The sequence below is a fragment of the Streptomyces sp. NPDC052023 genome (assembly GCF_044548465.1).
In the GTDB taxonomy this organism is placed as follows: Bacteria; Actinomycetota; Actinomycetes; order Streptomycetales; family Streptomycetaceae; genus Streptomyces.
In genome coordinates this window covers 238,692-263,777 of sequence record NZ_JBIUBW010000008.1, presented here as the reverse complement: position 1 = coordinate 263,777, position 25,086 = coordinate 238,692, and the positions used below count along the sequence as shown (strand labels likewise).

Below are 25,086 nucleotides of genomic sequence, written 5' to 3'. Positions count from 1 at the left end.
CGCCGGTACATCACCTGAGAGGGATGGTCTTTCCATGGACGTGCTGTACACCGCTGTCGCCACCTCCACCCACGGCCGCGAGGGGCGTTCCGTCTCCTCCGACGGCCGGCTCGACCTGCAGATGGCCGTCCCGACGGAGATGGGGGGCAACGGTCAGGGCACCAACCCCGAGCAGCTCTTCGCGGCCGGGTACTCCGCCTGTTTCGCCGGCGCCCTCGGCGTGGTCGGCCGGATGGCCAAGGTCGACCTGAGCGACGCCGCCGTCACCGCCGAGGTCGGCATCGGCAAGCAGGGCGAGGGCTTCGGGCTCGCCGTCACCCTCCGTGTCGAGCTGCCCGACGCCGTGGACGCAGCGACCGGCCGCAAGCTCGTCGAGCAGGCCCACCAGGTCTGCCCGTACTCCAACGCCACCCGCGGCAACATCCCGGTCGAGCTGGTCGTCGAGTAGCGGCCGGCCGCGGAGTCTCAGGGCGGGTGAGGCCTGCACCGCGCGGAACGCCGTGTAGGCGCCGGCCTCCAGCAGCCGCATCCGCAGTCCAGGAGGCCGGTGCCCGGCGGGCCGGTAGCGCCGGTACAGCACACCCGCCTGCCGGAAGAAGGCCCGCCGCCGGTGCGGAGGCAGCCGCCGTGCATCGGCGGCCACCTCCACCACCACCGCGAAGAGCTGGTCGAACAGCGCCCGGGACCGCGCCTCCGACACCCGCGCCGCGCCCGCCTGGAACAGCGCCGGCTCGATCTGGTCCAGCAGATCGAGCCGGCGCTCGCCGGCAGCGTCGAGCAGGCTCCCGCGCGCCCGCACCAGATGCCGTACGACCACCGACGGCAGCACGGCCACCCGCTCCGCCAGTACCGTCACCACGCCGCCCCAGCCGAGGTCGGTGAAGTGGCCGTAGGGGAAGGCGAGTTGGTGCACCGCCAGGAACCCTCGCCGGTAGGCGGCGCTCCACACCGGCCGGTTCACCACCGTGAGCCAGGGTGCCGCGTCGGGGTGGAAGGTTCCTGCGGGGGAGGGCGGCGGGGCGACGAGCCGGGCGGCCCACCGTTCCTGCTCCGCCCGGGTGGCCCACCGTTCCTGCGTCGCCGCGCAGGCCGCAGTAGAGGCGGCCGGCGGTTCCCGCACGGTCCGGCCGGTCACCCGCTCGTGCGCGAAGTGCAGTACGTCCACCGGCCCCGTCTGCCGCAGCCGGGCGTCCAGCGCCGCCAGCGCCCCTGGGGCGAGGACGTCGTCGCCGTCGAGGAACAGCACGTAGGAGCCCGACGCCGCCCTCAGTCCGGTCGTGCGGGCCGCGCCCAGACCGGCCGAGGGCGGTGAGTACGCCGGTCTGAGCCGGCGGTCCCGCGCGGCGTACCAGGCGGTCAGGTCCGCCGCGGGAGCCTCCGGTTCGTCGCACACCGTGAGCAGCTCGAAGTCGCCGAAGGACTGGGCCAGCACCGACTCCAGGGCCCGGGCCAGCAGGCCCCCGACCCCGTGCGAGGGGACGATGATGCTGAAACGGGGCATGGAACTCTTTCCGTTTTCGTCATCCTTGCCCGGCGGGAGGCGCGCGCCTCGGGCCGTGGAGGTCCCGTCGGGCGGCCCGCCGCGGACCGGGCGAGAAACGGCCGGGTCGCCCGGACGGCCGCCAGGTGGACGGCCGCGACGGGGTGGGTCGCGACGAACTGCGGGGCATGGGGACTCCCGGTAGGTGAACGGCCGTCAGTGGCTTTCAGTGACGGTCAGGTGACCAGAAGGTTGCGGAACGGTGGCTGCCGGACGATGGCCTCAGGTGCGGCGGCGGACGGCGTTCGTGAGGGAAAGGGTGTTCTGCCCGGGAACGGCAGATGGGCCGAATTGGTTACGTTGTGTACAGCATGCGGGGTATTTCGCCGGGAACGCGAAGGGGCGGGCCGTTGCCCGGCCCGCCCCAAGGACGTTGACGGTGCCGCTACTTCACCGCACCCGCCATCACACCGGACACGAACTGCCGCTGGAACGCGAAGAAGACGGCCAGCGGAATCACCATCGAGATGAACGCGCCGGGCGCGAGCACGTCGATGTTGTTCCCGAACTGCCGTACCTGCGTCTGCAGGGCCACCGTGATCGGCTGGCTGCCGGAGTCGGTGAACACCAGCGCCACCAGCATGTCGTTCCACACCCACAGGAACTGGAAGATGCCGAGGCTCGCGATCGCGGGCCCGCCGAGCGGCATCACCACCCGGGTGAACAGCCGCAGCTCTCCGGCGCCGTCCAGCCGCGCCGCCTCCAGCAGCTCGCGCGGGATCTCCGCGAAGAAGTTCCGCAGCAGGAACACCGCGAAGGGCAGTCCGAAGCCGACGTGGAACAGGATCACGCCGAGCATGGAGCCGAACAGCCCGATGCCACCGAAGAGTTCGGCGATCGGGATCAGGGCCACCTGCACCGGGACGACCAGCAGGCCGACCACGCCCAGGAACCACCAGTCCCGGCCCGGGAACTCCATCCACGCGAACGCGTACCCGGCGAGCGAGCCGATGACCACGACCAGCACGGTCGCCGGGACCGTGATCAGGACCGTGTTCAGCAGCGAGTCGGTGATGTCGCCGTTGCTCAGCAGCTTGTCGTAGCTCTCGAAGGTGAGCTGGGCCGGCTCGGTGAACACCGTCCACCAGCCGCTCTCGTTCATGTCCGCAGGAGTGCGCAGCGACGAGAGCAGCAGGCCGATGGTCGGCACCAGCCAGAACAGGCCGACGACGATCAGGAAGACCCGCATCAGACCGCCGCCGACGCCCTCCGCCAGGCGTGAGCCGAGGGACGCCCTGCCCTTCACGGACTGCGTGGTCATCGCCGCACCTCCCGCCTGAGCCTGCGGATGTTGAACCACATCACCGGAATCACCAGGAGCAGCAGGAACACCGCGATGGCGCTCGCGACACCCGGCTGGTCCTCGGAGAAGCCCTTGCGGTACAGCTCCAGCGCGAGCACGTTCGCGTCGTCCTGGGAGGAGCCCGGAGCGATGATGAAGACCAGGTCGAAGACCTTCAGGACGTTGATCATCAGGGTGACGGCGACGACCGCGAGGACGGGCGCGAGCAGCGGCACGGTGACCCGCCGGAACACCTGCCACTCGTTGGCCCCGTCGACCCGCGCCGCCTCCAGCAGCTCACGCGGCATCCCCGCCAGCCCGGCGGCGATCAGCACCATCGCGAAGCCGGCCCACATCCAGATGTACGACCCGATGATGGCCGGTGTGACCAGCGAGGGGCCGAGCCAGTCCAGGCCGTTGTACGGCTCCTTGAAGTTGTCGGCGGGCAGCCGCAGCTGGGCTCCGTCGGCGGCGGCCGGGAGCGTGAAGGTGCCGTCGCCGGCCGCCGTGGCCGTGGCGACGACCTTGCCGTCCTTGACCGCCTCGATCCGCATGCCGGGATAGCCCAGTTCGGAGGGGTCGGGGGCGCCGAGGGTGCCGACGCCCTCGCCGCGCGTGAAGTCCTGCCAGGTGGTGCCGGTGACCTTGCCCGGATCGGCCTGCGCCGCCACCGCCTTCGCGGCGTCGTCGGGCATCTGGTCGGGGGCGACACCCACCAGGGGCAGGACCACCGGCTCGCCGAGGCGGACCGGCTCCTTGGTGACGAAACCGCCGTCGTCCGCCGTCAGCGGCGACTCCCGGCCGGGGTGCGCCTTCGGGAACGCCGACGACTGGGCGAACGTGTCGTGCACGCCCACCCACACCGCGTTGGCCACGCCCTTGTCCGGGTCCTGGTCGTAGACGAGACGGAAGATGATGCCCGCCGCGAGCATCGAGATCGCCATCGGCATGAAGACGACCAGCTTGAACGCCGTGCCCCAGCGCACCCGTTCGGTCAGGACCGCGAAGATCAGCCCGAGCGCGGTCGCCACCGTAGGCGCGAACACCACCCAGATGATGTTGTTCTTCAGCGCCGTACGGATGCCGTCGTCGGTGAACAGGGCCTGGTAGTTGTCGAATCCGGCGAAGCCGTCGCCGGACTGGTCGTAGAAGCTGCGGACGACCGAGTACCCGATCGGGTAGACCACGAGCGCGCCGAGCAGCACCAGGGCGGGCAGCAGGAACAGCGCTGCCACGGTCCTGCGGGTGCCGGTCACGCTCTTGCGACTACGGGGAGGGGTCCCGGCCTTGGTGGGCGGGACCCCTGCCGTGGATGCCGGAGCCATGGCCGGCTCAGTCTCCGTACGCCGCGGCCGCGTCGGCCTCCAGCTGTTCCTGCGTGCCCTTGACGTCCTTCGGGTTCTTCAGGAAGTCCTGCAACGCCTTCCACTCACCTTTTCCGGGCGTGCCGCCGAAGGCCTGCGGGGCCTGGTCGGACATGTCGAAGCGGAAGTCGTCACCGGCCGCGACCAGCGCCTTCGCCATCTCCTGCTGCACCGCGTTCGGGTACGCCTTCGGGTCCACGTTCTTGTTCGGCGACAGATAGCCGCCGAGCTTCGCCTGGATGGTCGCCGCGTCCGGCGAGGCGAGGAACGTGGCCAGGGCCTGCGCGGCCTTCGAGTCCTCCAGGATCACCGCCGCGTCACCACCGGAGACGACCGGCTCGGTCTCGCCGACCTTCGGGAACGCGAACACCTTGGCGTCGGTGCCCACCTCCGCTTCCGTCTCGGCGATGTTGACCTGGACGAAGTCGCCCTCGTAGACCATGCCGGCCTTCGGCTGGTCGCCACCGGTGAAGGTCTGTGTGACGGAGGCCGGGAACTCGGTCTGGAGCGCGCCGTTCGCGCCGCCCGCGATGTAGTCGGCCTTGCCCCAGATCTGCGCCAGCGTGGTCAGGGCCTCGGTGACGGACGGGTCCGTCCACTTGATCTCGTGCTTGGCCAGCTGGTCGTACTTCTCGGGCCCGGCCTGTGAGAGGTAGACGTTCTCGAACCAGTCGGTCAGCGTCCAGCCGTCGGCGCCGCCGACCGAGAACGGCGTGACACCGGAGTCGTAGATCGTCTGGGCGGTGGTGAGCAGGTCCTCCCAGGTCTTGGGCTCCTCGGCTCCGGCGTTCTCGAAGACCTGGGTGTTGTACCAGATCAGGGACTTGTTGGCGGCCTTGTAGTAGACGCCGTACTGCTTGCCGTCGACCTTGCCGAGGTCCTGCCAGCCCTGCGAGTAGTTCTTGCCGAGCTGCTCCTGGGCCTCGGTCCCGACCGGTTTGGCCCAGCCCTTGTCCACGGCCTGCTGGATGGCGCCGACCTGGGGGAGCATCGCGATGTCCGGCGGCGCGCCGCCCGCGATCTTCGAGCCGAGGAAGTTGATGATCGGGTCCTGCGCCGGCACGAAGGTCACCTTGGCGCCGGTCCGCTTCTCGAACTCCTGAAGCACCTTCTTGAAGTTGGCCTGCTCGGGGCCGGTCCAGACGGCGGCGACCTCCAGGGTCTCGCCGTCCAGTTTGGGGAGTGTGACGGTGGTGGCGGTCTCGTCCGTACCGCCGTTGCCCTCGTTTCCGCCCCCGTCGTCGCCTCCGCAGGCGCTGAGCGAGAGCGCGAGCGCTCCCGCGAGTGCGGCCGCGGCGGCGCGGGTGGTCCTGCGTGTCCGGGTGCGGCTGGTGGTGATGCTCCTGTGCATTACGGCCCCGTTCTTCGTCCTCGTCGAACGTTCGAGCGCTGTCCCGTGGGACTGGTCTACGCCGGGTCCGTGGGGTCGGCAAGAGCGCCTGCCGTGTCAAGACGGTGATCGTGACCGCGTCGTGACTGTCAGCGGGCAGGGCGGGCGGTGTGCCTACAGCAGCGACGGCACCTGGGAGGCGGACACCTCCCGGGCCGCCCGCTCCAGCGCGCTCGCCAGGAGGGCCAGGTCCGTGGGCCCGTTGCCCAGTTCGCGGACCGGGCGGCGGGCGGGCGGGTCGCCCATGCGGTGCCACTCCAGCGGGACGACGGTGGGCCGCAGGGTCGCCGTACGCGGGATGCGACCGGTGACCCGGCCGCCCTGGAACGGCGTGATCCGTCCGTCGGGATGCGTCAGCCGGCCCCGGCCGGGCGCCGGTTCGTCGGGTCCGGGCGCGGGCGCGTCGAGGGTGACGCGCAGCGAGGCCCGCCGGACGGGCTCGGTCTCCGCCGTACGGCCACCCTGTCCCGCGGCGGCCACCAGGTGCACGCCGAGCCGGTCACCCTCGCGGGCGACCGCCTCCAGCGCACGGGTCACGGACCCGGCGGCGGGCCGGCCCGGGGAGCCCAGCGGGGGCGAGACGAGGGCGTCGAGGTCGTCGACGACCACGACGAGGCGGGGCAGCGGGGGCACGTCGTCCGTTGGGCGACGGGGCGCGGCCGGGCGCAGCCGCAGGGTGGCACTGGGCGGGGTGTCCAGGTCACCGGCCCCGACATCGCCACCGGCGGTGTGCGCCGTGCGCTGGCTGACCATCCGGCCCGACACCTCGCGCCCGGTGTGCCACTCGGCGAAGTGCGAGCGGCCCAGCAGCTCGGCGCGGCGCTTCAGCTCCGCCGACAGGGACTGGGCGAACTCCCGCATGCGGACCGGGTCGTTGGCGAGCAGGTGCGTGGTGACGTGCGGGATGTCCATGCACAGGTGCAGCCCGTCGCCGTGCCCGCTGCCCTCGCCCACGCTGTCCCGGCCGTCCATCAGCACCAGGCTCAGCCGGTCGGGCCGCTCGGCGGCGGCGAGCGAGGCGACGACGGCCCGCAGCAGTTCCGTACGCCCGCTGCCGGGCGGGCCCTCGATCAGCAGGTGCGGTCCCTCGCCCACGAGGTCGGCGGCCACCGGACCGCGCGGGCCGGCGCCGAGGACGGCGTGCGCCCGGCCGCCCAGGGCGTCGGTGTCGTCCGCGGCGTCGGCCCAACGAGCCATGAGGGAGGCGGGGGTGGCCCGCGCCAGGCCCAACTCGTCGAGCAGCCGGGCGGCTTGGGGGAGGGGGGCACTGACGCGGGCGAGGCGGGTGCCGGTGCCGGACGCCTCGGTGCGCAGCGGGGCGAGGGCACGGGCGAACCGCTCGGCCCAGGCGGGGGACACGGCGTCCACGGTGCCGACCGTGCCGTGGCCGACGGGGGCGGGGTGGGAGGTGACGGCACCTGGTGCGGATCCGGACCCGGACCGCGGCCCGGCCGGGGCTTCTGCGCCGGTCCCTTTCCCGGCCCCGGTCCCTGGTCCGGTTCCGGCTCGGGCGATGCGGAGCAGGCGGAGCGCGGTCGCCACATCGCCGCTGAGCAGGGCTACGGCTCCGCACTCACGGAACGCCGGGGCCGAGGCGCAGGCGGCCTCGAAGGTCTCGGTGACCGGGGAGGCAGGGGAAGCGGCGGCGGTCTCGGCCAGGCAGATGACATGGATGCCGGCCCGCGGGCCCTCCAGGGCCAGCCGTGCCACGGCCTCGCGGAGACCGGCGCCACCGGGGTCGCCGTCCACGACGAGGACGGTGCAGGGGCCGGGGAAGCCGGCGGGGTCCACGGAGTCGGCTGGCGAGTCGTCGGGGCGGGCCCAGGAAGGGCGGCGGGGCGCGGCGGCCGGGGCGTGGTCCGGTGTCCCGCCGCCGTCGGGGTGCCGTGCGCCCGTGGACGCGGCGGCGCCGCCCCGCTCCATCAGGTGGTCGTCCAGGCGGCGCAGGAGCTCGTCGGTGCGGGCCGCGGCCTGTTCGCGGTCGTGGGCGAGGAGCAGGCGGCAGTCCTGGCCGTGGGCCGGGCGCAGATGCGGGAGCCAGCCGAGCCAGGACCACTCGGCGGTGCGCTCCTCCAGGGGGCGGGCCCGGTCCGTGCTGATCAGGACGATTTCCAGGACGTCGGGGGAGTGCAGCGCGGCGAGCTGCGCCACCACCGCGCGCGCGAGCCCGGCCAGGCGGGGCCGCGGACCGGCCAGACCCAGGGCACCGGCCTCACGCAGATCGGCGGTGACCGGCACCGCGGGCAGCAGCCCCGAACCGTCCGGTGCCACCCGGTCGGCCGTACCGAGCCGCACGGTGAGCGCCTCGGGGTGACCCGGTCCGCGCTCCCACAGCCGGGGACCGGGCCCCAGCGCCGTCAGCAACAGGGCGGCCGGGTCCGGCCAGGTCTCCTGGGCGTCGGCACGGACGGGTGGGTGCACGGCCGCGCCGGGCGGCTCGTCGTCGTACGTCTCCTGCCCGGCCGGCTCCTGCTCGGCGCCGCGTCCGCCGGCCAGCCGCCGTGCCCACGCCGTGAGCCCACCGCGCCTGCGCACCCCCTGCGGTACGTCGGTGCCGCGCAGCGGCGTTCCTTTGCGGTGGCCCGTGCCACCGGCGTCGGCGGGGGCGTCGGGCAGGTCGGGGCCGAGCCGTCCGCCGTGTGTCCCGTCACCGGAGGGCGCGGCGGGGCCGGGGCCCGGGTGCCGCGGACCCGCGCCGCGGCTCTCGATGCGGGGTGCCTTGCCCTGCTCGGGCACGAGGGGCTGCGCCACCGGCGAGTGCTCCCTGGCTCGGGGCTCGGGGCCGGGCGCCCCGGGGCGCGGGTCGTGGGGGGAGGGGGTCCCTGCCCGTTGTGCGTCCTGGTCATGGGGAGTCAGGTCGTCAGCCGTGCCCGGTGTATCGGCTCCTCGGTCCTGCGGTGCGGCGCCCCGCACGCCGGCCGGGCCGGTCCCGGGGACCCCCCAGCCCCCGGCAGCCCCGTAGGCATGCCCGGTGCTTGCGGAGGGCCCGCCTGCCCGCACACCCGGAGCTCCGGCCGGGGACGGCCCGTCGCTCGTCCCGACCCGCACACATCCCTCCCCGTCGGGCGTGGTGCCCACCCGCCGGCCCGGCCCTCCGGCCGGTGCCAGCCGCAGCGTGGACTCCCCGATCCGCAGCAGCGCCCCGGGGGTGAAGCGCACCGGACGGCCGCCCACCCGTGTGCCGTCGAGCGTCGTGCCGTTGGTGGATTCGAGGTCGGTGACCGCGACGCGGCCGTCCGCGCTCAGGGTCACCGCGCAGTGGACGCGGGAGACGTCGGGGTCGTCGAGCGGGACGTCGGCCTCCGCGGAGCGGCCGACGCGGATCTCGCCGCCGTGCAGCAGATGGACGCCGCCGGCGTCCGGCCCGGCGATCACGTCGAGGCGGGCCGGGGCGTCGTCCAGCTCGGGATGGGGCTCCGGGGCCGCAGGGCCGCCCACGGACAGCACCGCGCCGTCGAGCAGCGGTGGCTCGCCCAGGGTGCACCGCTGCGCATCGAGGCGCTCCGCACCGGCGTACAGCACCACGGGTCCCGACGGGACGTCGCCGCAGGCCGCCGCGGCGAGCCCCGAGGCCACCGCGGACAGGGCCGTGCCGGCGGGCGCCGTGACCAGCACGTCGCGGGCCGCTCCCCGGCCGCGCGGCGCCGGTGGTCCCCCCTGCTCCGGCGAGGCCGAGAGCTCGGGGGCGGGCGGGCCCAGCGGGTCTACGACGGTCAGCCGGATCTGCATCGCCGTCAGCGGTCCCTTCTGCACGGGCGCGGAGGTCCCCCACCCCACACGAGCACGTCGGCCAGTACTGCACGCATCCTCGCACCTGCCACTGACAACTCGCCCGCCGCTCCGGAACAAGTGATCTTGATTGGTCGGCTCTGCCCGTAAAAGTGCCTGCCCAGGGCGGCACCGGCGATCGGTTGAGATCGGTCACGTCCGCTTCCGGCAACCACAGGACAGAGGCGAGCGTCTTTCCTTCGAACGCGTGCGGGAACACGTACCGAACGCGTGCGGGAACAAGTACGCGGGAAGCACGGCGGACGACCGCCCGCCCCCGCCCATCGCGGCACTACAGTGGGTCGGACCATGCAAGCAAGCAGCAGGGAGCCATGACGTGCGGCCGGTAGGGAGCAAGTACCTCCTTGAGGAGCCGCTGGGGCGCGGCGCCACAGGCACCGTCTGGCGAGCCCGCCAGCGGGAGACGGCCGGGGCCGAGGCGGCCGTGCCCGGGCAGCCCGGTGAGACCGTCGCGATCAAGGTCCTCAAGGAGGAGCTCGCGAGCGACCCCGACATCGTGATGCGGTTCCTGCGTGAGCGCTCCGTGCTGCTCCGCCTGACGCATCCGAACATCGTGCGGGTCCGTGACCTGGTCGTCGAGGGCGATCTGCTGGCCCTGGTCATGGACCTCGTCAACGGTCCCGACCTGCATCGCTACCTGCGCGAGAACGGCCCCCTCACGCCCGTCGCCGCCGCGCTGCTCACGGCGCAGATCGCCGACGCGCTGGCCGCCAGCCATGCCGACGGCGTCGTGCACCGCGACCTCAAGCCGGCGAACGTGCTGCTCAAGCAGGACGGCGGCCAGATGCACCCGATGCTGACCGACTTCGGCATCGCCCGCCTCGCGGACTCGCCCGGCCTGACCCGCACCCACGAATTCGTCGGCACGCCCGCGTACGTCGCGCCGGAGTCCGCCGAGGGCCGCCCCCAGACCTCCGCCGTCGACATCTACGGCGCCGGCATCCTGCTGTACGAGCTGGTCACCGGCCGGCCGCCGTTCTCCGGCAGCTCGGCCCTGGAGGTCCTGCACCAGCACCTGAGCGCCGAGCCCCGCCGCCCCTCCACCGTTCCCGAACCGCTGTGGACGGTCATCGAGCGCTGTCTGCGCAAGAACCCCGCGGAGCGGCCCAGCGCCGAGAACCTCGCGCGCGGGCTGAGGGTCGCCGCCGAGGGCGTCGGCGTGCACGCGAACTCCGCGCAGATCGCCGCCGCCGAGGGCGTCGCCGCGCTGCTCGCGCCCGACCCGGCCCCGGCGACCGTGCCCGGCACGCCCGGAGCGGCCGACCCGACGCAGGTGCTGCCGCACGGCACGCCGGGGTACGACCCGAACGCGGCGACCAGTGTGCTGCCGCACACCGGGGGCCCGGCGGGCGCCGCCGACCCCACCGCCGTACTGCCGAACACCGGTCCCGGGGGTGCCGACCCGACCCAGGTGCTGCCGCAGGGGCAGCAGCCCGAGCAGCCGCACCCCTGGCAGAGCCAGCTGCGCGCCGCGCGCGACCGCAACGAGCAGACGCAGGTCCAGTACCTCGGCCCCGACGAGGACCCGCTGCGCCGCCGCCCGCAGCGGCAGGTCGCCCGGCCGCAGCAGCAGCAGCGGCCCCAGCAGCGCCAGCAGCAGCGCCCCCCGCAGGGACCGCCGCCGGGCTACGGCTACCCGCAGCAGCAGCAGCAGCAGCAGCCGCAGCAGTACGCCCCGCAGCGCCCGCAGCCGCAGCGGTACGCCCCGCCGCCCACGCCCGAGCCTCAGCGGCCGGTGCGCGAGCCGAGGCAGCCGCGGCAGCGCAGCGCCAATCCGATGCGGATCCCGGGACTCGGCTGCCTGAAGGGATGTCTGTTCACGATTCTCATCCTGTTCGTGGCCGGCTGGCTGATCTGGGAGCTGAGCCCGCTGCAGGAGTGGATCGGCACCGGCAAGAGCTACTGGGACCAGCTCACGGACTGGTTCAGCACGGTCACCGGGTGGATCGGGGACCTCGGTGGCTCCGGGGGCACCGGAGGCTCCGGTACGTCCACCCAGTAGCGGGTGAGTTGATTTGTCGACACCTGGCGGGTGATTTCCGCCTCCGCGGTGAAGGTTGGCTCCCCGGACGCGTAGTTTTAGCGACAACACGCGTCTGTAGGAGCAGCCTTGGCACGGAAGATCGGCAGCCGGTACACCGCACACCAGATCCTGGGGCGGGGCAGCGCCGGCACGGTGTGGCTGGGCGAGGGACCCGAGGGGCCCGTCGCCGTCAAGCTGCTGCGTGAGGATCTCGCCTCCGACCAGGAGCTCGTCGGGCGCTTCGTCCAGGAGCGGACCGCCCTGCTCGGCCTCGAACACCCGAACGTCGTCTCCGTACGCGACCTGGTCGTGGACGGCAACGATCTCGCGCTCGTCATGGACCTGGTCCGGGGCACGGACCTGCGCACCCGGCTGGACCGGGAGCGGCGGCTGGCGCCCGAGGCGGCGGTCGCGATCGCGGCGGACGTCGCGGAGGGGCTGGCGGCGGCACACGCGGCGGGAGTCGTGCACCGGGACGTGAAGCCGGAGAACGTCCTGCTGGACATGCAGGGCCCGCTCGGTCCCGGCGGCTCGCACCGCGCGCTGCTGACGGACTTCGGCATCGCCAAACTGATCGACTCCCCGCGCCGGACCCGGGCCACGAAGATCATCGGCACGCCGGACTATCTCGCGCCGGAGATCGTGGAGGGCCTCCCGCCCCGGGCCTCGGTGGACATCTACGCGCTCGCGACCGTGCTCTACGAGCTGCTGGCCGGCTTCACCCCCTTCGGTGGCGGCCACCCCGGCGCGGTCCTGCGCCGCCACGTCACGGAGACCGTCGTACCCCTGCCCGGCATTCCCGAGGAGCTGTGGCAGCTGCTGGTGCAGTGCCTGGCGAAGGCGCCGGCGTCGCGGCTGCGGGCGTCCGAGCTGGCCGCACGGCTGCGGGAGCAGCTCCCGGTACTGCGCGGGATGCCGCCGCTCGACGTGGACGAACCGGACACGGAGCCGGAGGAGCCCGCCGAGCCGCCGTCGCCGGGGCAGCCGCAGCCGCCGGTACGGGTACGCCGGGGCGCGGTTCCGCTGGTCCCCGGCGCGAAACCCGACTCCAACCGTGACACCCATACGTCGATGAGGGTCCCGGCCCCCGACGAGCTGGCGGGCGGCGCGCGCGGCACCGCCCGGGCCCCCCGCACCGCGGGCACCCCACGACCCGGCTCGGCCCGGCACCGCTCCACCACCCGGCGCCGCCGCCTCGTCCTGGCCGGCGCGGCGGTGGCCCTGGCCGCGGCAGCGGGCACCGGCGCGTGGCTGGCGACGTCGCAGGACGACGCGGGCGCGACCCCGCCCGACCTGAACAACACGGCCCCGGCGTCTCCCTGAGCCGGGCGCCGAAGCGGGGGCCCGGGGGCGGATCCCCCGGCGAGGCACGCGCCGGCGCCCGGTGCGCCGGGGCCCGGCGCTCACCCGGCACTGGGTTCCCGGCGGAGCCGTTACGCTGGGAGCGTGGCAGTCGTCGATGTATCCGAAGAGCTCAAGTCCCTCTCCTCGACCATGGAGTCGATCGAGGCCGTCCTGGACCTCGACAGGATGAGGGCAGACATCGCCGTGCTCGAGGAGCAGGCGGCCGCGCCGTCCCTCTGGGACAACCCGGACGAGGCGCAGAAGATCACCAGCAAGCTCTCCCACCTCCAGGCCGAGGTCAGGAAGGCGGAGGCGCTGCGCGGGCGGATCGACGATCTCGCGGTGCTGTTCGAGATGGCCGAGGAGGAGGACGACCCGGACACCCGCTCCGAGGCGGAGTCCGAGCTCGCCGCCGTCCGCAAGGCCCTGGACGAGATGGAGGTGCGGACGCTTCTCAGCGGTGAGTACGACTCCCGGGAAGCGCTCGTGAACATCCGCGCCGAGGCCGGTGGCGTCGACGCCGCCGACTTCGCCGAGCGCCTCCAGCGCATGTACCTGCGCTGGGCCGAGCAGCACGGCTACAAGACCGAGATCTACGAGACCTCGTACGCGGAGGAGGCGGGCATCAAGTCCACCACCTTCGCGGTGCAGGTGCCATACGCCTACGGCACCCTCTCCGTCGAGCAGGGCACGCACCGCCTGGTGCGTATCTCGCCCTTCGACAACCAGGGGCGCCGGCAGACCTCCTTCGCCGGTGTCGAGGTGCTCCCCGTCGTCGAGCAGTCCGACCACGTCGAGATCGACGAGTCGGAGCTGCGCATCGACGTCTACCGGTCCTCCGGCCCCGGCGGCCAGGGCGTCAACACGACCGACTCGGCCGTGCGCATCACGCACATCCCGACCGGCATCGTCGTCTCCTGCCAGAACGAGCGCTCGCAGATCCAGAACAAGGCCACCGCCATGAACGTCCTCCAGGCCAAGCTGCTGGAGCGGCGCCGCCAGGAGGAGCAGGCCAAGATGGACGCCCTCAAGGGCGACGGCGGCAACTCCTGGGGCAACCAGATGCGTTCGTACGTCCTGCACCCGTACCAGATGGTCAAGGACCTGCGCACCGAGCACGAAGTCGGCAACCCTGAGGCCGTGTTCAACGGTGAGATCGACGGGTTCCTGGAGGCCGGAATTCGCTGGCGCAAGCAGCAGGAGAAGTAGGAGAAGCGTTTTGTCGACAAGGCAACTGCCGCCCCTCCGGCGGCAGTTGCCTTTTCCGTGCCTGGATGTCTGGGTTCTACATCACACTCACACACTTCAACGCCTGGCAAAGAACCCGTACCTGGACATCGCGTACGCAACGACCTTGACGTTGCTTTGAAAAATGGGAAGGGTGAAGCGTGGCATGCGTATCTCTGGGGCGCATGTGAACCGGGGGGCTTCATCGCATCGGCTATCCCCGTCGATCACGGCCCCGAGCGCCGCCTAATGACGATCAGCTACTGGGGGTAGCAAACACATGACCAACAAGACGCGCATACGTGTCGCGCGCCTCGCGGCCGGCGCCGTGATCGCGGCCGGTGCCTCGCTGACCGCCGCGGGCGCCGCCTCCGCCACCGAGGGCGACGGCTGCTTCGTGGGCCTCCTGTGCGAGGAGCGCTCGCCGAGCCCGGACCCGGAGCCCACCATCCCGACCGGTGACCCGACCGACCCGACCGGCGACCCGACCCTCCCGACGGGTGACCCGACCGACCCGACGGGTGACCCGACCGACCCGACCCAGGAGCCCACGGAGCCGGAGGAGCCCACCGAGCCCGAGGAGCCCACCGGGGACCCGTCCGAGGAGCCCTCGGACGACGAGACCACCGCCCCCGGCACCGGTGACGAGGACAACACCGACCCCGACGGTGGCACCTCCCCGCAGGGCGAGGGTTCCTCGTCCCTCACGGACACCGGCTCGGAGATCCCGGCGGCCGACACCTCCGCCCAGGGCGGCGGCGACGAGCTCGCCGAGACGGGTGCCGCGCAGACCACGTTCCTGCTGATCGGCGCCGCGACGATGATCGCCGGCGGCGTCGGCTTCCGGGTGCTGCCGCGCCTGGTGAGCGGCCGTGGCGGTGCCGCCGCCTGACGGTGGCCGAGCGTGATCGCCGAAGGGCCCGGAGCAACCGCTCCGGGCCCTTCGGCGTACTCTCCGCGTTTCCTACGCGGTCTGGTGCGCGAGGAGCGCCACCGCTGCGATCAGCATCACCAGCAGGGCGATCAGAGTCATGGGGTTGAGGGCCGCGAAGGGGTTCTCCTGCTGGAGCCGCTCGCGGTTGGCCCGGCACACGGGGCAGCGGCCCTCGTTCACGGGCGCGGCACAGTTCGCGCACACCAGTCGGTCGTACGTCATGTGCTCGCCTCCTTGCACCGGTACCGGTTCGTGCTTACAACGCCCGGGGGAACGCAAACGTTCCCCCTCCACTGTGCCAGGTTCCTCCGGAAAGGGCGCGGGCGCTCTCAGAACGTTGTGATGGACAAAAGCGCACAAGCATTGCTCAACCGCAACCTGTGCCTGCGCTTGCGTACCCGCTTCGCGTATGGTCACGCACATCTACCCCCGGCGACCCGTGGTGCATCCGTGATCCGATTCGACAACGTGTCCAAGGTCTACCCCAAGCAGACCCGCCCCGCCCTCAGGGATGTCTCCCTTGAGGTGGAAAAGGGTGAGTTCGTCTTTCTTGTCGGGTCCTCCGGCTCCGGAAAGTCCACCTTCCTGCGGCTGATCCTCCGCGAGGAGCGGTGCAGCCACGGTCAGGTGCACGTTCTGGGCAAGGACCTCGCGCGCCTCTCCAACTGGAAGGTGCCGCAGATGCGGCGCCAGTTGGGGACGGTCTTCCAGGACTTCCGGCTGCTGCCGAACAAGACCGTCGGCGAGAACGTCGCGTTCGCGCAGGAGGTCATCGGCAAGTCGCGCGGCGAGATCCGCAAGTCCGTGCCGCAGGTGCTCGAACTGGTCGGGCTCGGCGGCAAGGAGGACCGGATGCCGGGCGAGCTGTCCGGCGGTGAGCAGCAGCGCGTCGCCATCGCGCGGGCCTTCGTCAACCGGCCCAAGCTGCTGATCGCCGACGAGCCCACCGGCAACCTCGACCCGCAGACCTCCGTCGGCATCATGAAGCTGCTCGACCGGATCAACCGGACGGGCACCACCGTGGTGATGGCCACGCACGACCAGAACATCGTGGACCAGATGCGCAAGCGCGTCATCGAGCTGGAGAAGGGCCGCCTCGTCCGCGACCAGGCCCGCGGCGTCTACGGCTACCAGCACTGAGACAGCAGCGAGATCCACGGAAAGGCTTGAAGCAGACGCCATGCGCGCCCAGTTCGTTCTGTCGGAGATCGGTGTCGGTCTCCGCCGCAATCTGACGATGACCTTCGCGGTCATCGTCTCGGTCGCCCTGTCCCTGGCCCTGTTCGGCGGTTCACTGCTGATGAGCGACCAGGTGAACACCATGAAGGGCTACTGGTACGACAAGGTCAACGTCTCGATCTTCCTCTGCAACAAGAGCGACGCCGAGTCGGACCCCAACTGCGCCAAGGGCGCGGTCACCGAGGATCAGAAGGAGCAGATCCTCACCGACCTCAAGAAGATGTCGGTCGTCGACACGGTGACGTACGAGTCGCAGGACCAGGCGTACAAGCACTACAAGGAGCAGTTCGGCGACTCCCCGCTGGCCAGCTCGCTCACGCCGGACCAGATGCAGGAGTCGTACCGCATCAAGCTGGCCGACCCGGAGAAGTACCAGGTCATCGCGACCGCCTTCAACGGGCGCGACGGCGTGCAGTCGGTGCAGGACCAGAAGGGCATCCTGGACAACCTCTTCGAGCTGCTGAACGGCATGAACTGGGCCGCGCGCGCGGTGATGGCCCTGATGCTGGTGGTGGCGCTGATGCTGATCGTCAACACCGTGCGCGTCTCGGCGTTCAGCCGGCGGCGTGAGACCGGCATCATGCGCCTGGTCGGCGCCTCGGGCTTCTACATCCAGGCGCCGTTCATCATGGAGGCCGCGGTCGCCGGACTGATCGGCGGCACGCTCGCGTGCGGCTTCCTGTTGCTCGGGCGGTACTTCATCATCGACCACGGCCTGGCCCTGTCCGAGAAGCTGAACCTGATCAACTTCATCGGCTGGGACGCCGTCCTGACGAAGCTGCCGCTCATCCTCGCGACCAGCCTGCTGATGCCCGCGTTGGCCGCTTTCTTCGCGTTGCGCAAGTACCTGAAGGTGTGACGCATGCCAAGAGGGCCGTACGGTCAACCGACCGTACGGCCCTCCGCGTTGTCCTAGACTCACCGGCATGTCAGGTCGTGACCTGTTCTGTCAGCCCCGCCGCTACGGCCGCGGGGCCGCCCTGACCTTGGTGTTCGCGAGCGTGCTCGTCGCCGGTGCAGCCACCGGCTCGCTGCCGGGCGACGCGCCCGGTGCCGCATCCGGTACGACGCCCTCCGCGGCCCCCGTCGGCAGCCAGCAGGAGGTCGCGCGCGCCGCCGCCGAGGCCATGGCCGAGGGCAAGTCCCCCATCGAGGCGGCGCAGCGCGCCGTGAGCCGCAGCGGCAACCGCTGGGACGCCGTCTACTCCCGGGGGGAGTACGAGGAGTTCCAGGAGGCCCTCGACGGCGAGTACACCGGCGTCGGCCTGTCCGCCCGCCGGGAGCGGGACGGACGTATCGAGGTGACGGCGGTGGCCGCCGGTTCGCCGGCCGCCCGGGCCGGGATCCGCGCCGGGGACCGGCTGGGCAGCGTCGACGGACGGAAGGTCGACGGGCGTCCGGTCACCGAGGTCGTCTCCTTGCTGCGCGGCGACGCCACCGACGCGGACGCCGGTACGACCGTCCGCCTCGGGATGGAGCGCGGCACGCGCGCGTGGACCGAGACCCTGCGCCGGGCCCGGCTGTCCACCGACTCAGTGACGGTGCGCACACTCGGCGACGGCACCACCGTGATCAGGATCGCCGCCTTCACCAAGGGTTCCGGGAAGGTGGTCCGCGAGGCCGTACGGCGGGCCCCGGCCGCCTCCGGGATGGTCCTCGACCTGCGCGGCAACACGGGCGGCCTGGTCACCGAGGCCGTCACCGCCGCCTCCGCCTTCCTCGACGGCGGCCTGGTCGCCACCTACGACATCGACCGCGAGCAGCTCGCCCTGCACGCCGAGTCCGGTGGTGACACCGCCAGACCCCTGGTCGCGCTCGTCGACGGCGGGACGATGAGCGCGGCCGAGCTGCTCACCGGCGCTCTGCAGGACCGCGGTCGCGCGGTCGTCGTGGGGTCCCGCACCTTCGGCAAGGGCTCGGTCCAGATGCCCAGCCGGCTGCCCGACGGCTCCGTCGCCGAACTGACCGTCGGCCATTACCGCACCCCCTCCGGCCGCGGCGTCGACGGTCGCGGCATCACCCCCGACCTGGAGGCCGGCGAGCGGGCCCTGGAACGGGCGCAGACCGTGCTCGCCGGGCTGGGCCGGTAGCCCCGGGCGATAATCGGCTTCCCTCACACCCCCTTCTTGGTGCGAAAATGGTCGGCACTATGGCTAAGGAAAAAGGGCGCAAGCTGATCGCGCAGAACAAGAAGGCGCGGCACGACTACCACATCCTCGACACCTACGAGGCCGGTCTGGTCCTCACGGGCACCGAGGTGAAGTCACTGCGCCAGGGCCGCGCCTCGCTGGCCGACGGCTTCGTCCAGATGGACGGGAACGAGGCGTGGCTGTACAACGTGCACGTGCCGGAGTACAGCCAGGGCACCTGGACCAACCACAGTGCCCGGCGCAAGCGCAAGCTGCTCCTGCACCGCGAGGAGATCGACAAGCTGGAGTCCAAGTCGGGAGAGACGGGTCACACCGTCGTGCCGCTCGCCCTGTACTTCAAGGACGGCCGGGCCAAGGTGGAGATCGCGCTGGCCAGGGGCAAGAAGGAGTACGACAAGCGGCAGACCCTGCGCGAGAAGCAGGACCGCCGTGAGACCGAGCGCGCCATCTCGGCGGTACGGCGCCGGCAGCGGGCCTGAGACCCGCCGGGGCGCCGGGAATACGCTGGCACCGACCTGCGTTGGTCACGTACGATGGCACTGCACCTCACAGCGGGTGCGCGCCCCCTCCACGGAGGGGTTGAAAAATCAACATGGGGATGATCGGTTTCGACAGCGGCTGTCGAAGCAGGGGAAGCGTGTCGAGGAAGCGGCCATGATCTCGTAAACCACAGGCCGAAACCAATAATCGCCAACACCAAGCGCGATTCCTTCGCCCTCGCTGCCTAAGTAGCGACTTGCGAAGTGTCAGCCCGGGGCTGTTCCCGACCCGGATCCTGGCATCAGCTAGGGGACTAAACCTTGATCCCGGTCACGGGGTGAAGAGGGAAACCAAACAGTGACTGAGCCCGTCGGAGACTTGTCCGCGTGATCTCCGGGGCCGAGAAAAGCACAGCGGACTGCACACGGAGAAGCCCTGATTCCACACCGTTGGACGCGGGTTCGATTCCCGCCATCTCCACAATCTCCATGTGACAAGAGCCGGGTGGTGTTCGACCACCGGGCTCTTGTCGTTTTTGTGGGGTCCGGCTCCATATCGAGGGGTCGTTCACGGTTCTACGGTCCCTCCCCATGACACAGACCAGAGCCGCACAGCCTCGCATCGCCGTCCTGGTGACCCTGTTGGTCGCCCTGATCGCCGCCGTCCTCACGCCGGGGCGGGCGGTGGCCGCCTCGCTCCAGGAGGTCACCGGGTTCGGAAGCAACCCCGGGGCGCTGAAGATGTACCGGTACGTGCCCGACGGACTGCCCGCCGGGCGGCCCGTCGTCGTCGCGCTGCACGGCTGCACGCAGAACGCCTCCGGGTACGGCACCCAGAGCGGCTGGACGCAGCTCGCGGACCGGTGGGGCTTCTCCGTCGTGCTGCCGCAGCAGCAGAGCGCCAACAACCTCTCGTCCTGCTTCAACTGGTTCCAGACCGGCGACATCGCCCGCGGTCAGGGCGAGGCCGCCTCCCTCGCCCAGATGGTGGACCGGCAGCTCGCCGACGTCTCCGGCGACCGCGCGCGGGTGTACGTCACCGGGTTGTCCGCGGGCGGGGCGATGACCGCCGTGATGATGGCCGCCTACCCGGAGAAGTTCGCCGCGGGCGGCGTCGTCGCGGGCCTGCCCTACGGGTGCGCGCAGGCCGCCGGGTCGCCGTACGTGTGCATGTACGTCGGAGCCACGCAGACCCCGAAGCAGTGGGGCGACCGGGTGCGGGCCGCGCGGCCCGGGTACGGCGGGCCCTGGCCGGTGCTCACCGTTCTGCACGGCACGGCCGACTACACCGTCAAGCCCGTCAACATGACCGACCTCGTGAAGCAGTGGACCGATGTGCACGGCACCGACCAGACCGCCGACGTGACCGACTCGGTCTCCGGCCATCCGCACCAGGTCTTCCGGGACGCCGGCGGGCGCGCGGTCGTCGAGACGTACGCGCTGACGGGGATGGGGCACGGGCAGCCCGTCGACCCCGGCAGCGGCGATGAGCAGTGCGGGGCCGCTGGGGCCTACATGCTCGACGTGAACCTGTGCGCCGCCTACCGGCTGGGGCACGCCTGGGGGCTCGGCTGAGACACACCGCGCGCCACGCGGGAGAGCAGCGTGATGAGGAGGGCGAGAGCCGCGGCGGCGACCGGTATGCCGAAGCCGGTGGCCGCCGACGCCCGCTCCACCGTCCAGCCGCCGAGCGCGCTCCCGCCCGCGATGCCTGCGAGGAGGGCGGTCACGGCGAGGGTCATGCCCTCGTTGAGACGGTCGGCGGGGGTGCGCTGCTGGACGAGCGCCATGCCGGTGACCATCGTCGGTGCGGTCGCCATCCCGGCGAGGAGCAGGGCGGGGGCGAGGACGAGGAGGGAGGGGGCGAGCGTGGCGGCCAGCAGCGGGAGGGTCAGCAGCGCCGCCATCGCGGCCGTGCACCAGGGAAGGCGGCGGTCGGCCGGTGCCCTGAGCTTCAGCGTGCCGAAGATCAGGCCCGCCGCGCAGGAGCCCGCCGCCTGGAGTCCGAGCAGGACGCCCGCCGCCGTGCGATGGCCCTGGCCGTCGGCGAACGCGATCGTGACCACCTCCGTCGCGCCGAACACCCCGCCCGTGGCCAGGAAGGCCGCGAGCAGCGCCGGCATGCCGGGGGAGCGCAGCGGCGAGCGGGCCTTCGAGCGCGGTGCGACGGGCGGTTCCGTGGCGCGCTGGGCGGTGAACAGGAGCATGCCGGTGAGCAGCAGGACGCTCCCGGTCAGCGTGCCCGCCTCCGGGAAGAACGTCCCGCAGAGGAAGGCCGCGAGCACCGGGCCCAGCATGAAGCACAGCTCGTCGGCGGCCTGTTCGAAGGAGTTGGCGGTGTGCAGGGCGTCGGAGTCACCCTGGAGGAGATGGGCCCAGCGGGCGCGGGACATGCCGCCGGTGTTGGGCGTGGTCGCGGTGGCGGCGTAGGCGGCGAACAGCGTCCAGTCCGGGGCGTCGTGGTGCAGGCAGAGGACGAGGGCCAGGCTGCCCAGTGCCGCCGTGAGGGTGGCGGGGACGGCGACGCGGGCCTGGCCGTACCGGTCGACGAGGCGGGCGATCCAGGGGGCGACCAGCGCGGTCGCGGCGAGGCCGGTCGCGGTGACGGCGCCGGCGAGGGCGTACGAGCCGCGGGAACCGGCGATCATCACGACGGCGCTCACGCCGAACATGCCCATGGGGAGCCGGGCGACCAGGTTGCCCAGCGTGAAGGCGCGGGTGCCGGGGCGGGCGAACAGGCGGCGGTAGGGGCCGGGCCGGCGGGTGAGGTGCGGTTGCGGCATGAGGTAACCGTCGCCCGCGGCCGGTCAAGGGGTCCAACACCTTCTCCGCACCGATTCACGCACCGCTGTTGTAAGTTTCCGCCATGCCCGCACCCGCCCACCTCGACCCTCGTCTCCTGCGCGCCTTCGTCACGGTCGCCGAGGAACTGCACTTCACCCGCGCCGCGGCCCGGCTCTACGTCGCCCAGCAGGCGCTGAGCCGGGATGTGCGGCGGCTGGAGCGGGAGTTGGGCACCGAGCTGTTCGTCCGGACCACGCGGCAGGTGACGCTGACGGCGGACGGGGAGCGGCTGGTGCCCCACGCACGCCGGGTGCTCGCGGCGCAGGAGGCGCTGTTCGCGGCGTTCGGGCAGGTCAGGCCCCTGCTCGTCGACCTGAACTCACCCGGCCTCGGCACGCCGCGCCGGGTGCTGCACCGGGCCCGCGAACTCGCCCCGGACTGCGAGCTGATGGCCCGCTACGAGAGTGGGCTCACGGGCGCGGCGGGGGAGCTGCTGGCGGGGCGGATCGATGTGTCGTTCGGGCGGTTCGCGGGGCTGGACCCCGGGTTGCGCAGGCAGCTGGAACACCGGATCGTCCGGTACGAGCCGATGGCGGTCGTGCTGCCGGAGGACCACCGGCTGGCGTCCCACGCGCGGGTGCCGCTGGCCTCGCTGGCCGGGGAGACCGTGTACGCCGGGGCCGGGAATCCGCGGACACCGGAGTGGACCGACCTCGCCCGGCGGCTGTTCGAGGGGCGGGGGATCGAGGTCGCGGCGCCCCTGCCGCCGGCGGTGGGCGACGAGGAGTTCCAGCGGGTGATGGCCAGGGCACGGTGCCCGGTACTCGCCGTGGTGGACTTCCCGGCCATGCCCGGGACGGTACGACGGCCGCTGGTGGACCCCGTTCCCCTGTCGCCGGTGTCGCTGGTGTGGCGGAAGGGACTGACACATCCGGGACTGCAAGCGCTGCGGCGGGCGGCCGGCGAGGTGGGCCAGCAGGAGGGGTGGTCGCGGGTGCCGGAGGGGGCATGGCTGCCGGAGCCGGACCGATGGGCCTGCGCGCCCTGAGGCGCGCCCGGCGCGGGGGCGGCGTCGCGCTGCTCGGAGAGTCCGCCGATCGCGCTGCCGTGAAAGACTGCCGATCGCCTTGCCCAGGGGAAGAGAGTGATCGGGGGACTTTCGGTGAGCAAGCGGCGGACGCAGAAGATGCTGCGGCTGATGGCGAGTGGGGGACCGGTCGAACTCACGAGTCCGATGGCGTCCGTGAAGAAGCTCGCGCGACTCGCCTTCGTGGCCCAGCAGTTCGGGTACGAGTACATCGACGTACGCCAGGCCGGGTCGCGCAACAACGCGCTGGTGATGCTGATCATGCCGGACCCCAGCCCCGTCGCCCGCACGCGTGCCGCCCAGAACCGGGCGCAGTACCCGAACGCCGGCGACGGCGTCAGCCTGCCGCCCGCCGTGCCCGACGCCCTCGAACTGCTCAAGGCCCGCATCAACTTCGACCTCACCGGCCGGCACTCCGAGCAGCAGCGGCTGGGGTACGCCGCGCTCGCCGTCACCGTCGGCAGCCTGGTCGTCGGGGTGAAGATCGGGGGCGACAGCGCCTTCCTCGTCGGCGGGATCATGTGGGCCGCCTGCATGGCGCTCCTCGCCGGCGCCTTCGCCGTGAACCGCCGCCGCAACGCCAAGTACGCCGCCCGCCTCCAGGCCGCCGGGTTCGCACCGCTGAGGGACCCGGACGGGCGGCTGCGGTACCTGCCGCCGGGTACACCGATGCCGGGACAGCCGTTCGCGAGCGGGCCCTACGGGGCGACGCCGGGCGGGGCCCCGATCGGACCCTACGGCCCACCGGCGGGACCGGGGCAGCACGTGCCGCCGCCCGTCCCGGGCTCGTACGGCGGACAGCCGGCCCCGGGTCCGCAGTTCCCGCCGTCGGCTCCGGATCCCGGTGTCCCGCCCCGGCCCCCGGCCCCGTACACCCCCCAGCAGGCCCCCCACCGGCAGCCCCCGCAGGGCTGACGAACCGGCGACCTCTCATCCCGCCCGGCCCGGGGGTGAGAGCGAAGTTCCCTTCCGGTCACCCACCGCCACAGCCCGGAAACGCGCCCTGCCTACCTTCGGGACTCAGCCACTGAAGCGCGGCACCACCGAGCCCGGAGCACCGTGGAGGCGTCATGACAGCCCCGAGTACCGCCCCCCGCAGGGGAGGCCGCTGGATCGAGCACTGGGATCCCGAGGACGGGACCTTCTGGAAGCAGACCGGGGAGCGGGTCGCGCGCCGGAACCTGCTCCTGTCCGTGCTCTCCGAGCACATCGGGTTCTCCGTCTGGACCGTGTGGTCGGTGATGGTGCTGTTCATGGGCCCGGAGTACGGCCTCACCCCGGCCGACAAGTTCGTCCTGGTGTCGATGGCCACGCTGGTCGGCGCCGTCGTCCGCGTCCCCTACACCTTCGCCGTCGCGATCTTCGGCGGCCGCAACTGGACGGTCGTCTCGGCGAGTCTCCTCCTGGTCCCGACGATCGCCGCCTTCGTCGTCATGGAGCCGGGGACCTCGTACACCACCTTCCTGGTCTGCGCGATGCTCGCCGGTGTCGGCGGCGGCAACTTCGCCTCCTCCATGACCAACATCAACGCCTTCTTCCCGCTGCGCAGGAAGGGCTGGGCCCTCGGCCTGAACGCCGGCGGGGGCAACATCGGTGTGCCGGTGGTGCAGCTCGCCGGGCTGGCCGTGATCGGCGCGGGAGGCGGGCCGCGGTTGCTGCTCGGGATCTACATCCCGCTGATCGTCGTCGCCGCCGTGCTCGCCGCGCTCCACATGGACAACATCGCGTCGCTCCGGAACGACTCCGGCGCCGCCAAGGAGGCCGTACGGGCCGGCCACACCTGGGTCATGGCCCTGCTCTACGTCGGCACCTTCGGCTCGTTCATCGGCTACAGCTTCGCCTTCGGGCTGGTGCTCCAGACCCAGTTCGGCCGTACGCCGCTCCAGGCCGCGTACGTCACCTTCATAGGCCCGCTGCTCGGCTCGCTGATCCGGCCGGTGGGCGGCGCGCTCGCCGACCGGTACGGCGGCGCGCGGATCACGCTGTGGAACTACGTCGCCATGGCCGCCGCCACCGCCGTGGTCGTCGCGGCGAGCATGAGGGAGTCGCTGCCGCTGTTCACGGCCGCGTTCATCGCGCTGTTCGTGCTGAGCGGCCTCGGCAACGGGTCGACGTACAAGATGATCCCCGGCATCTTCCAGAACAAGGCCCTCGCCATGGGACTCCGGGGGGAGGAGGCCGCGGCCTACGGACGGCGGCTGTCCGGCGCGTCCATGGGGCTGATCGGCGCGGTGGGCGCGCTCGGCGGGCTGGGCATCAACCTGGCCTTCCGGCAGTCGTTCCTCACCGCGGGCTCCGGCACCGGTGCCTTCGTCGCCTTCCTGGCCTTCTACGGCCTCTGCTTCGTGGTCACCTGGGCCGTATACCTTCGCCGCCCGGACGCCCAGGCCCCGGTGACCCGGTCCGCCGCGGAGGCGAAGCCGCAGCTCAGCTATGCCGAGGTGTGACGTAACA

19 protein-coding genes, 1 other RNA gene and 1 pseudogene are annotated in these 25,086 nt (G+C 72.2%); 14 read left to right on the top strand and 7 right to left on the bottom strand.

Annotated features, from left to right (window positions below):
* The first annotated feature begins 34 nt into the window (after positions 1 to 34).
* Positions 35 to 448 carry an organic hydroperoxide resistance protein gene (locus ACIHCM_RS19275; protein WP_393105131.1) on the top strand — a complete coding sequence of 138 codons (414 nt, stop codon included), beginning with the start codon at positions 35 to 37 and terminating at the stop codon, positions 446 to 448.
* A gap of 558 nt (positions 449 to 1,006) precedes the next feature.
* On the opposite strand, the pseudogene ACIHCM_RS19270 reads toward ACIHCM_RS19275, so the two are convergent.
* The 5 genes and pseudogenes from ACIHCM_RS19270 to ACIHCM_RS19250 all read right to left on the bottom strand — a co-directional run.
* A pseudogene (locus ACIHCM_RS19270) lies at positions 1,007 to 1,501 on the bottom strand (glycosyltransferase family 2 protein); the annotation flags it as partial.
* A 424-nt stretch (positions 1,502 to 1,925) separates the two neighbouring features.
* Entirely contained in the window at positions 1,926 to 2,801 is an 876-nt protein-coding gene (locus ACIHCM_RS19265) for a carbohydrate ABC transporter permease (RefSeq protein WP_399897099.1), read from the bottom strand.
* Positions 2,798 to 4,147 carry a carbohydrate ABC transporter permease gene (locus tag ACIHCM_RS19260; RefSeq protein WP_399897096.1) on the bottom strand — a complete coding sequence of 450 codons (1,350 nt, stop codon included), beginning with the start codon at positions 4,145 to 4,147 and terminating at the stop codon, positions 2,798 to 2,800. Before ACIHCM_RS19260 ends, ACIHCM_RS19265 begins: the two co-directional genes overlap by 4 nt.
* 7 nt (positions 4,148 to 4,154) lie before the next feature.
* Entirely contained in the window at positions 4,155 to 5,537 is a 1,383-nt protein-coding gene (locus ACIHCM_RS19255) for an ABC transporter substrate-binding protein (RefSeq protein ID WP_399897093.1), read from the bottom strand.
* Positions 5,538 to 5,690: 153 nt separating this feature from the next.
* The gene (locus ACIHCM_RS19250; protein ID WP_399897189.1) at positions 5,691 to 9,305 is read right to left on the bottom strand and encodes an FHA domain-containing protein; all 3,615 of its coding nucleotides are present in this window, start codon (positions 9,303 to 9,305) and stop codon (positions 5,691 to 5,693) included.
* 376 nt (positions 9,306 to 9,681) lie between these two features.
* Between ACIHCM_RS19250 and ACIHCM_RS19245 the strand changes: the two genes are divergently transcribed.
* The 4 genes from ACIHCM_RS19245 to ACIHCM_RS19230 all read left to right on the top strand — a co-directional run bounded on the left by ACIHCM_RS19245 (position 9,682) and on the right by ACIHCM_RS19230 (position 14,851).
* Positions 9,682 to 11,367, top strand: a complete 1,686-nt coding sequence (locus ACIHCM_RS19245) for a protein kinase (protein WP_399897090.1) — start codon at positions 9,682 to 9,684, stop codon at positions 11,365 to 11,367.
* Between the two features lie 108 nt (positions 11,368 to 11,475).
* Positions 11,476 to 12,711 carry a serine/threonine-protein kinase gene (locus ACIHCM_RS19240; protein WP_399897087.1) on the top strand — a complete coding sequence of 412 codons (1,236 nt, stop codon included), beginning with the start codon at positions 11,476 to 11,478 and terminating at the stop codon, positions 12,709 to 12,711.
* A 123-nt stretch (positions 12,712 to 12,834) separates the two neighbouring features.
* Positions 12,835 to 13,941 carry a peptide chain release factor 2 gene (prfB, locus tag ACIHCM_RS19235; RefSeq protein ID WP_399897085.1) on the top strand — a complete coding sequence of 369 codons (1,107 nt, stop codon included), beginning with the start codon at positions 12,835 to 12,837 and terminating at the stop codon, positions 13,939 to 13,941.
* A 298-nt stretch (positions 13,942 to 14,239) separates the two neighbouring features.
* Positions 14,240 to 14,851, top strand: coding sequence for an LPXTG cell wall anchor domain-containing protein (locus ACIHCM_RS19230; RefSeq protein ID WP_399897082.1), 612 nt, complete (start codon positions 14,240 to 14,242; stop codon positions 14,849 to 14,851).
* 72 nt (positions 14,852 to 14,923) lie between these two features.
* Here ACIHCM_RS19230 and ACIHCM_RS19225 read toward each other — a convergent pair whose 3' ends face one another.
* Positions 14,924 to 15,115, bottom strand: a complete 192-nt coding sequence (locus ACIHCM_RS19225; RefSeq protein WP_399897079.1) for a hypothetical protein — start codon at positions 15,113 to 15,115, stop codon at positions 14,924 to 14,926.
* A 228-nt stretch (positions 15,116 to 15,343) separates the two neighbouring features.
* On the opposite strand from ACIHCM_RS19225, the gene ftsE reads away from it, so the two are divergent.
* From ftsE to ACIHCM_RS19195, 6 genes are all read left to right on the top strand, one after another.
* The gene (gene ftsE, locus ACIHCM_RS19220) at positions 15,344 to 16,033 is read left to right on the top strand and encodes a cell division ATP-binding protein FtsE (protein WP_189699163.1); all 690 of its coding nucleotides are present in this window, start codon (positions 15,344 to 15,346) and stop codon (positions 16,031 to 16,033) included.
* A 40-nt stretch (positions 16,034 to 16,073) separates the two neighbouring features.
* The gene (gene ftsX / locus ACIHCM_RS19215; RefSeq protein WP_399897075.1) at positions 16,074 to 16,991 is read left to right on the top strand and encodes a permease-like cell division protein FtsX; all 918 of its coding nucleotides are present in this window, start codon (positions 16,074 to 16,076) and stop codon (positions 16,989 to 16,991) included.
* Between the two features lie 67 nt (positions 16,992 to 17,058).
* Positions 17,059 to 18,222 carry a S41 family peptidase gene (locus ACIHCM_RS19210; protein WP_399897072.1) on the top strand — a complete coding sequence of 388 codons (1,164 nt, stop codon included), beginning with the start codon at positions 17,059 to 17,061 and terminating at the stop codon, positions 18,220 to 18,222.
* A gap of 59 nt (positions 18,223 to 18,281) precedes the next feature.
* A complete protein-coding gene (gene smpB, locus ACIHCM_RS19205) occupies positions 18,282 to 18,761 on the top strand; it encodes an SsrA-binding protein SmpB (RefSeq protein ID WP_399897069.1) in 480 nt (159 codons plus the stop codon).
* Positions 18,762 to 18,876: 115 nt separating this feature from the next.
* Positions 18,877 to 19,245: a transfer-messenger RNA gene (gene ssrA, locus ACIHCM_RS19200) on the top strand.
* A gap of 107 nt (positions 19,246 to 19,352) precedes the next feature.
* On the top strand, positions 19,353 to 20,336 hold the full coding sequence (locus tag ACIHCM_RS19195) for an alpha/beta hydrolase family esterase (protein WP_399897066.1): 984 nt from the start codon (positions 19,353 to 19,355) through the stop codon (positions 20,334 to 20,336).
* On the opposite strand, the gene ACIHCM_RS19190 is transcribed toward ACIHCM_RS19195, so the two are convergent.
* Positions 20,303 to 21,544 (bottom strand): MFS transporter, encoded by a 1,242-nt coding sequence (locus ACIHCM_RS19190; RefSeq protein WP_399897063.1) that lies wholly within the window; start codon positions 21,542 to 21,544, stop codon positions 20,303 to 20,305. The genes ACIHCM_RS19195 and ACIHCM_RS19190 overlap by 34 nt on opposite strands.
* Positions 21,545 to 21,627: 83 nt before the next feature.
* Between ACIHCM_RS19190 and ACIHCM_RS19185 the strand changes: the two genes are divergently transcribed.
* From ACIHCM_RS19185 to ACIHCM_RS19175, 3 genes are all read left to right on the top strand, one after another.
* Positions 21,628 to 22,593: a LysR family transcriptional regulator gene (locus tag ACIHCM_RS19185; protein WP_399897059.1), complete on the top strand. Its 966-nt coding sequence runs from the start codon at positions 21,628 to 21,630 to the stop codon at positions 22,591 to 22,593.
* Positions 22,594 to 22,707: 114 nt separating this feature from the next.
* A complete protein-coding gene (locus tag ACIHCM_RS19180; protein ID WP_399897056.1) occupies positions 22,708 to 23,547 on the top strand; it encodes a hypothetical protein in 840 nt (279 codons plus the stop codon).
* A gap of 155 nt (positions 23,548 to 23,702) precedes the next feature.
* Positions 23,703 to 25,079 (top strand): nitrate/nitrite transporter, encoded by a 1,377-nt coding sequence (locus ACIHCM_RS19175; protein WP_399897053.1) that lies wholly within the window; start codon positions 23,703 to 23,705, stop codon positions 25,077 to 25,079.
* Positions 25,080 to 25,086 lie beyond the last annotated feature (7 nt).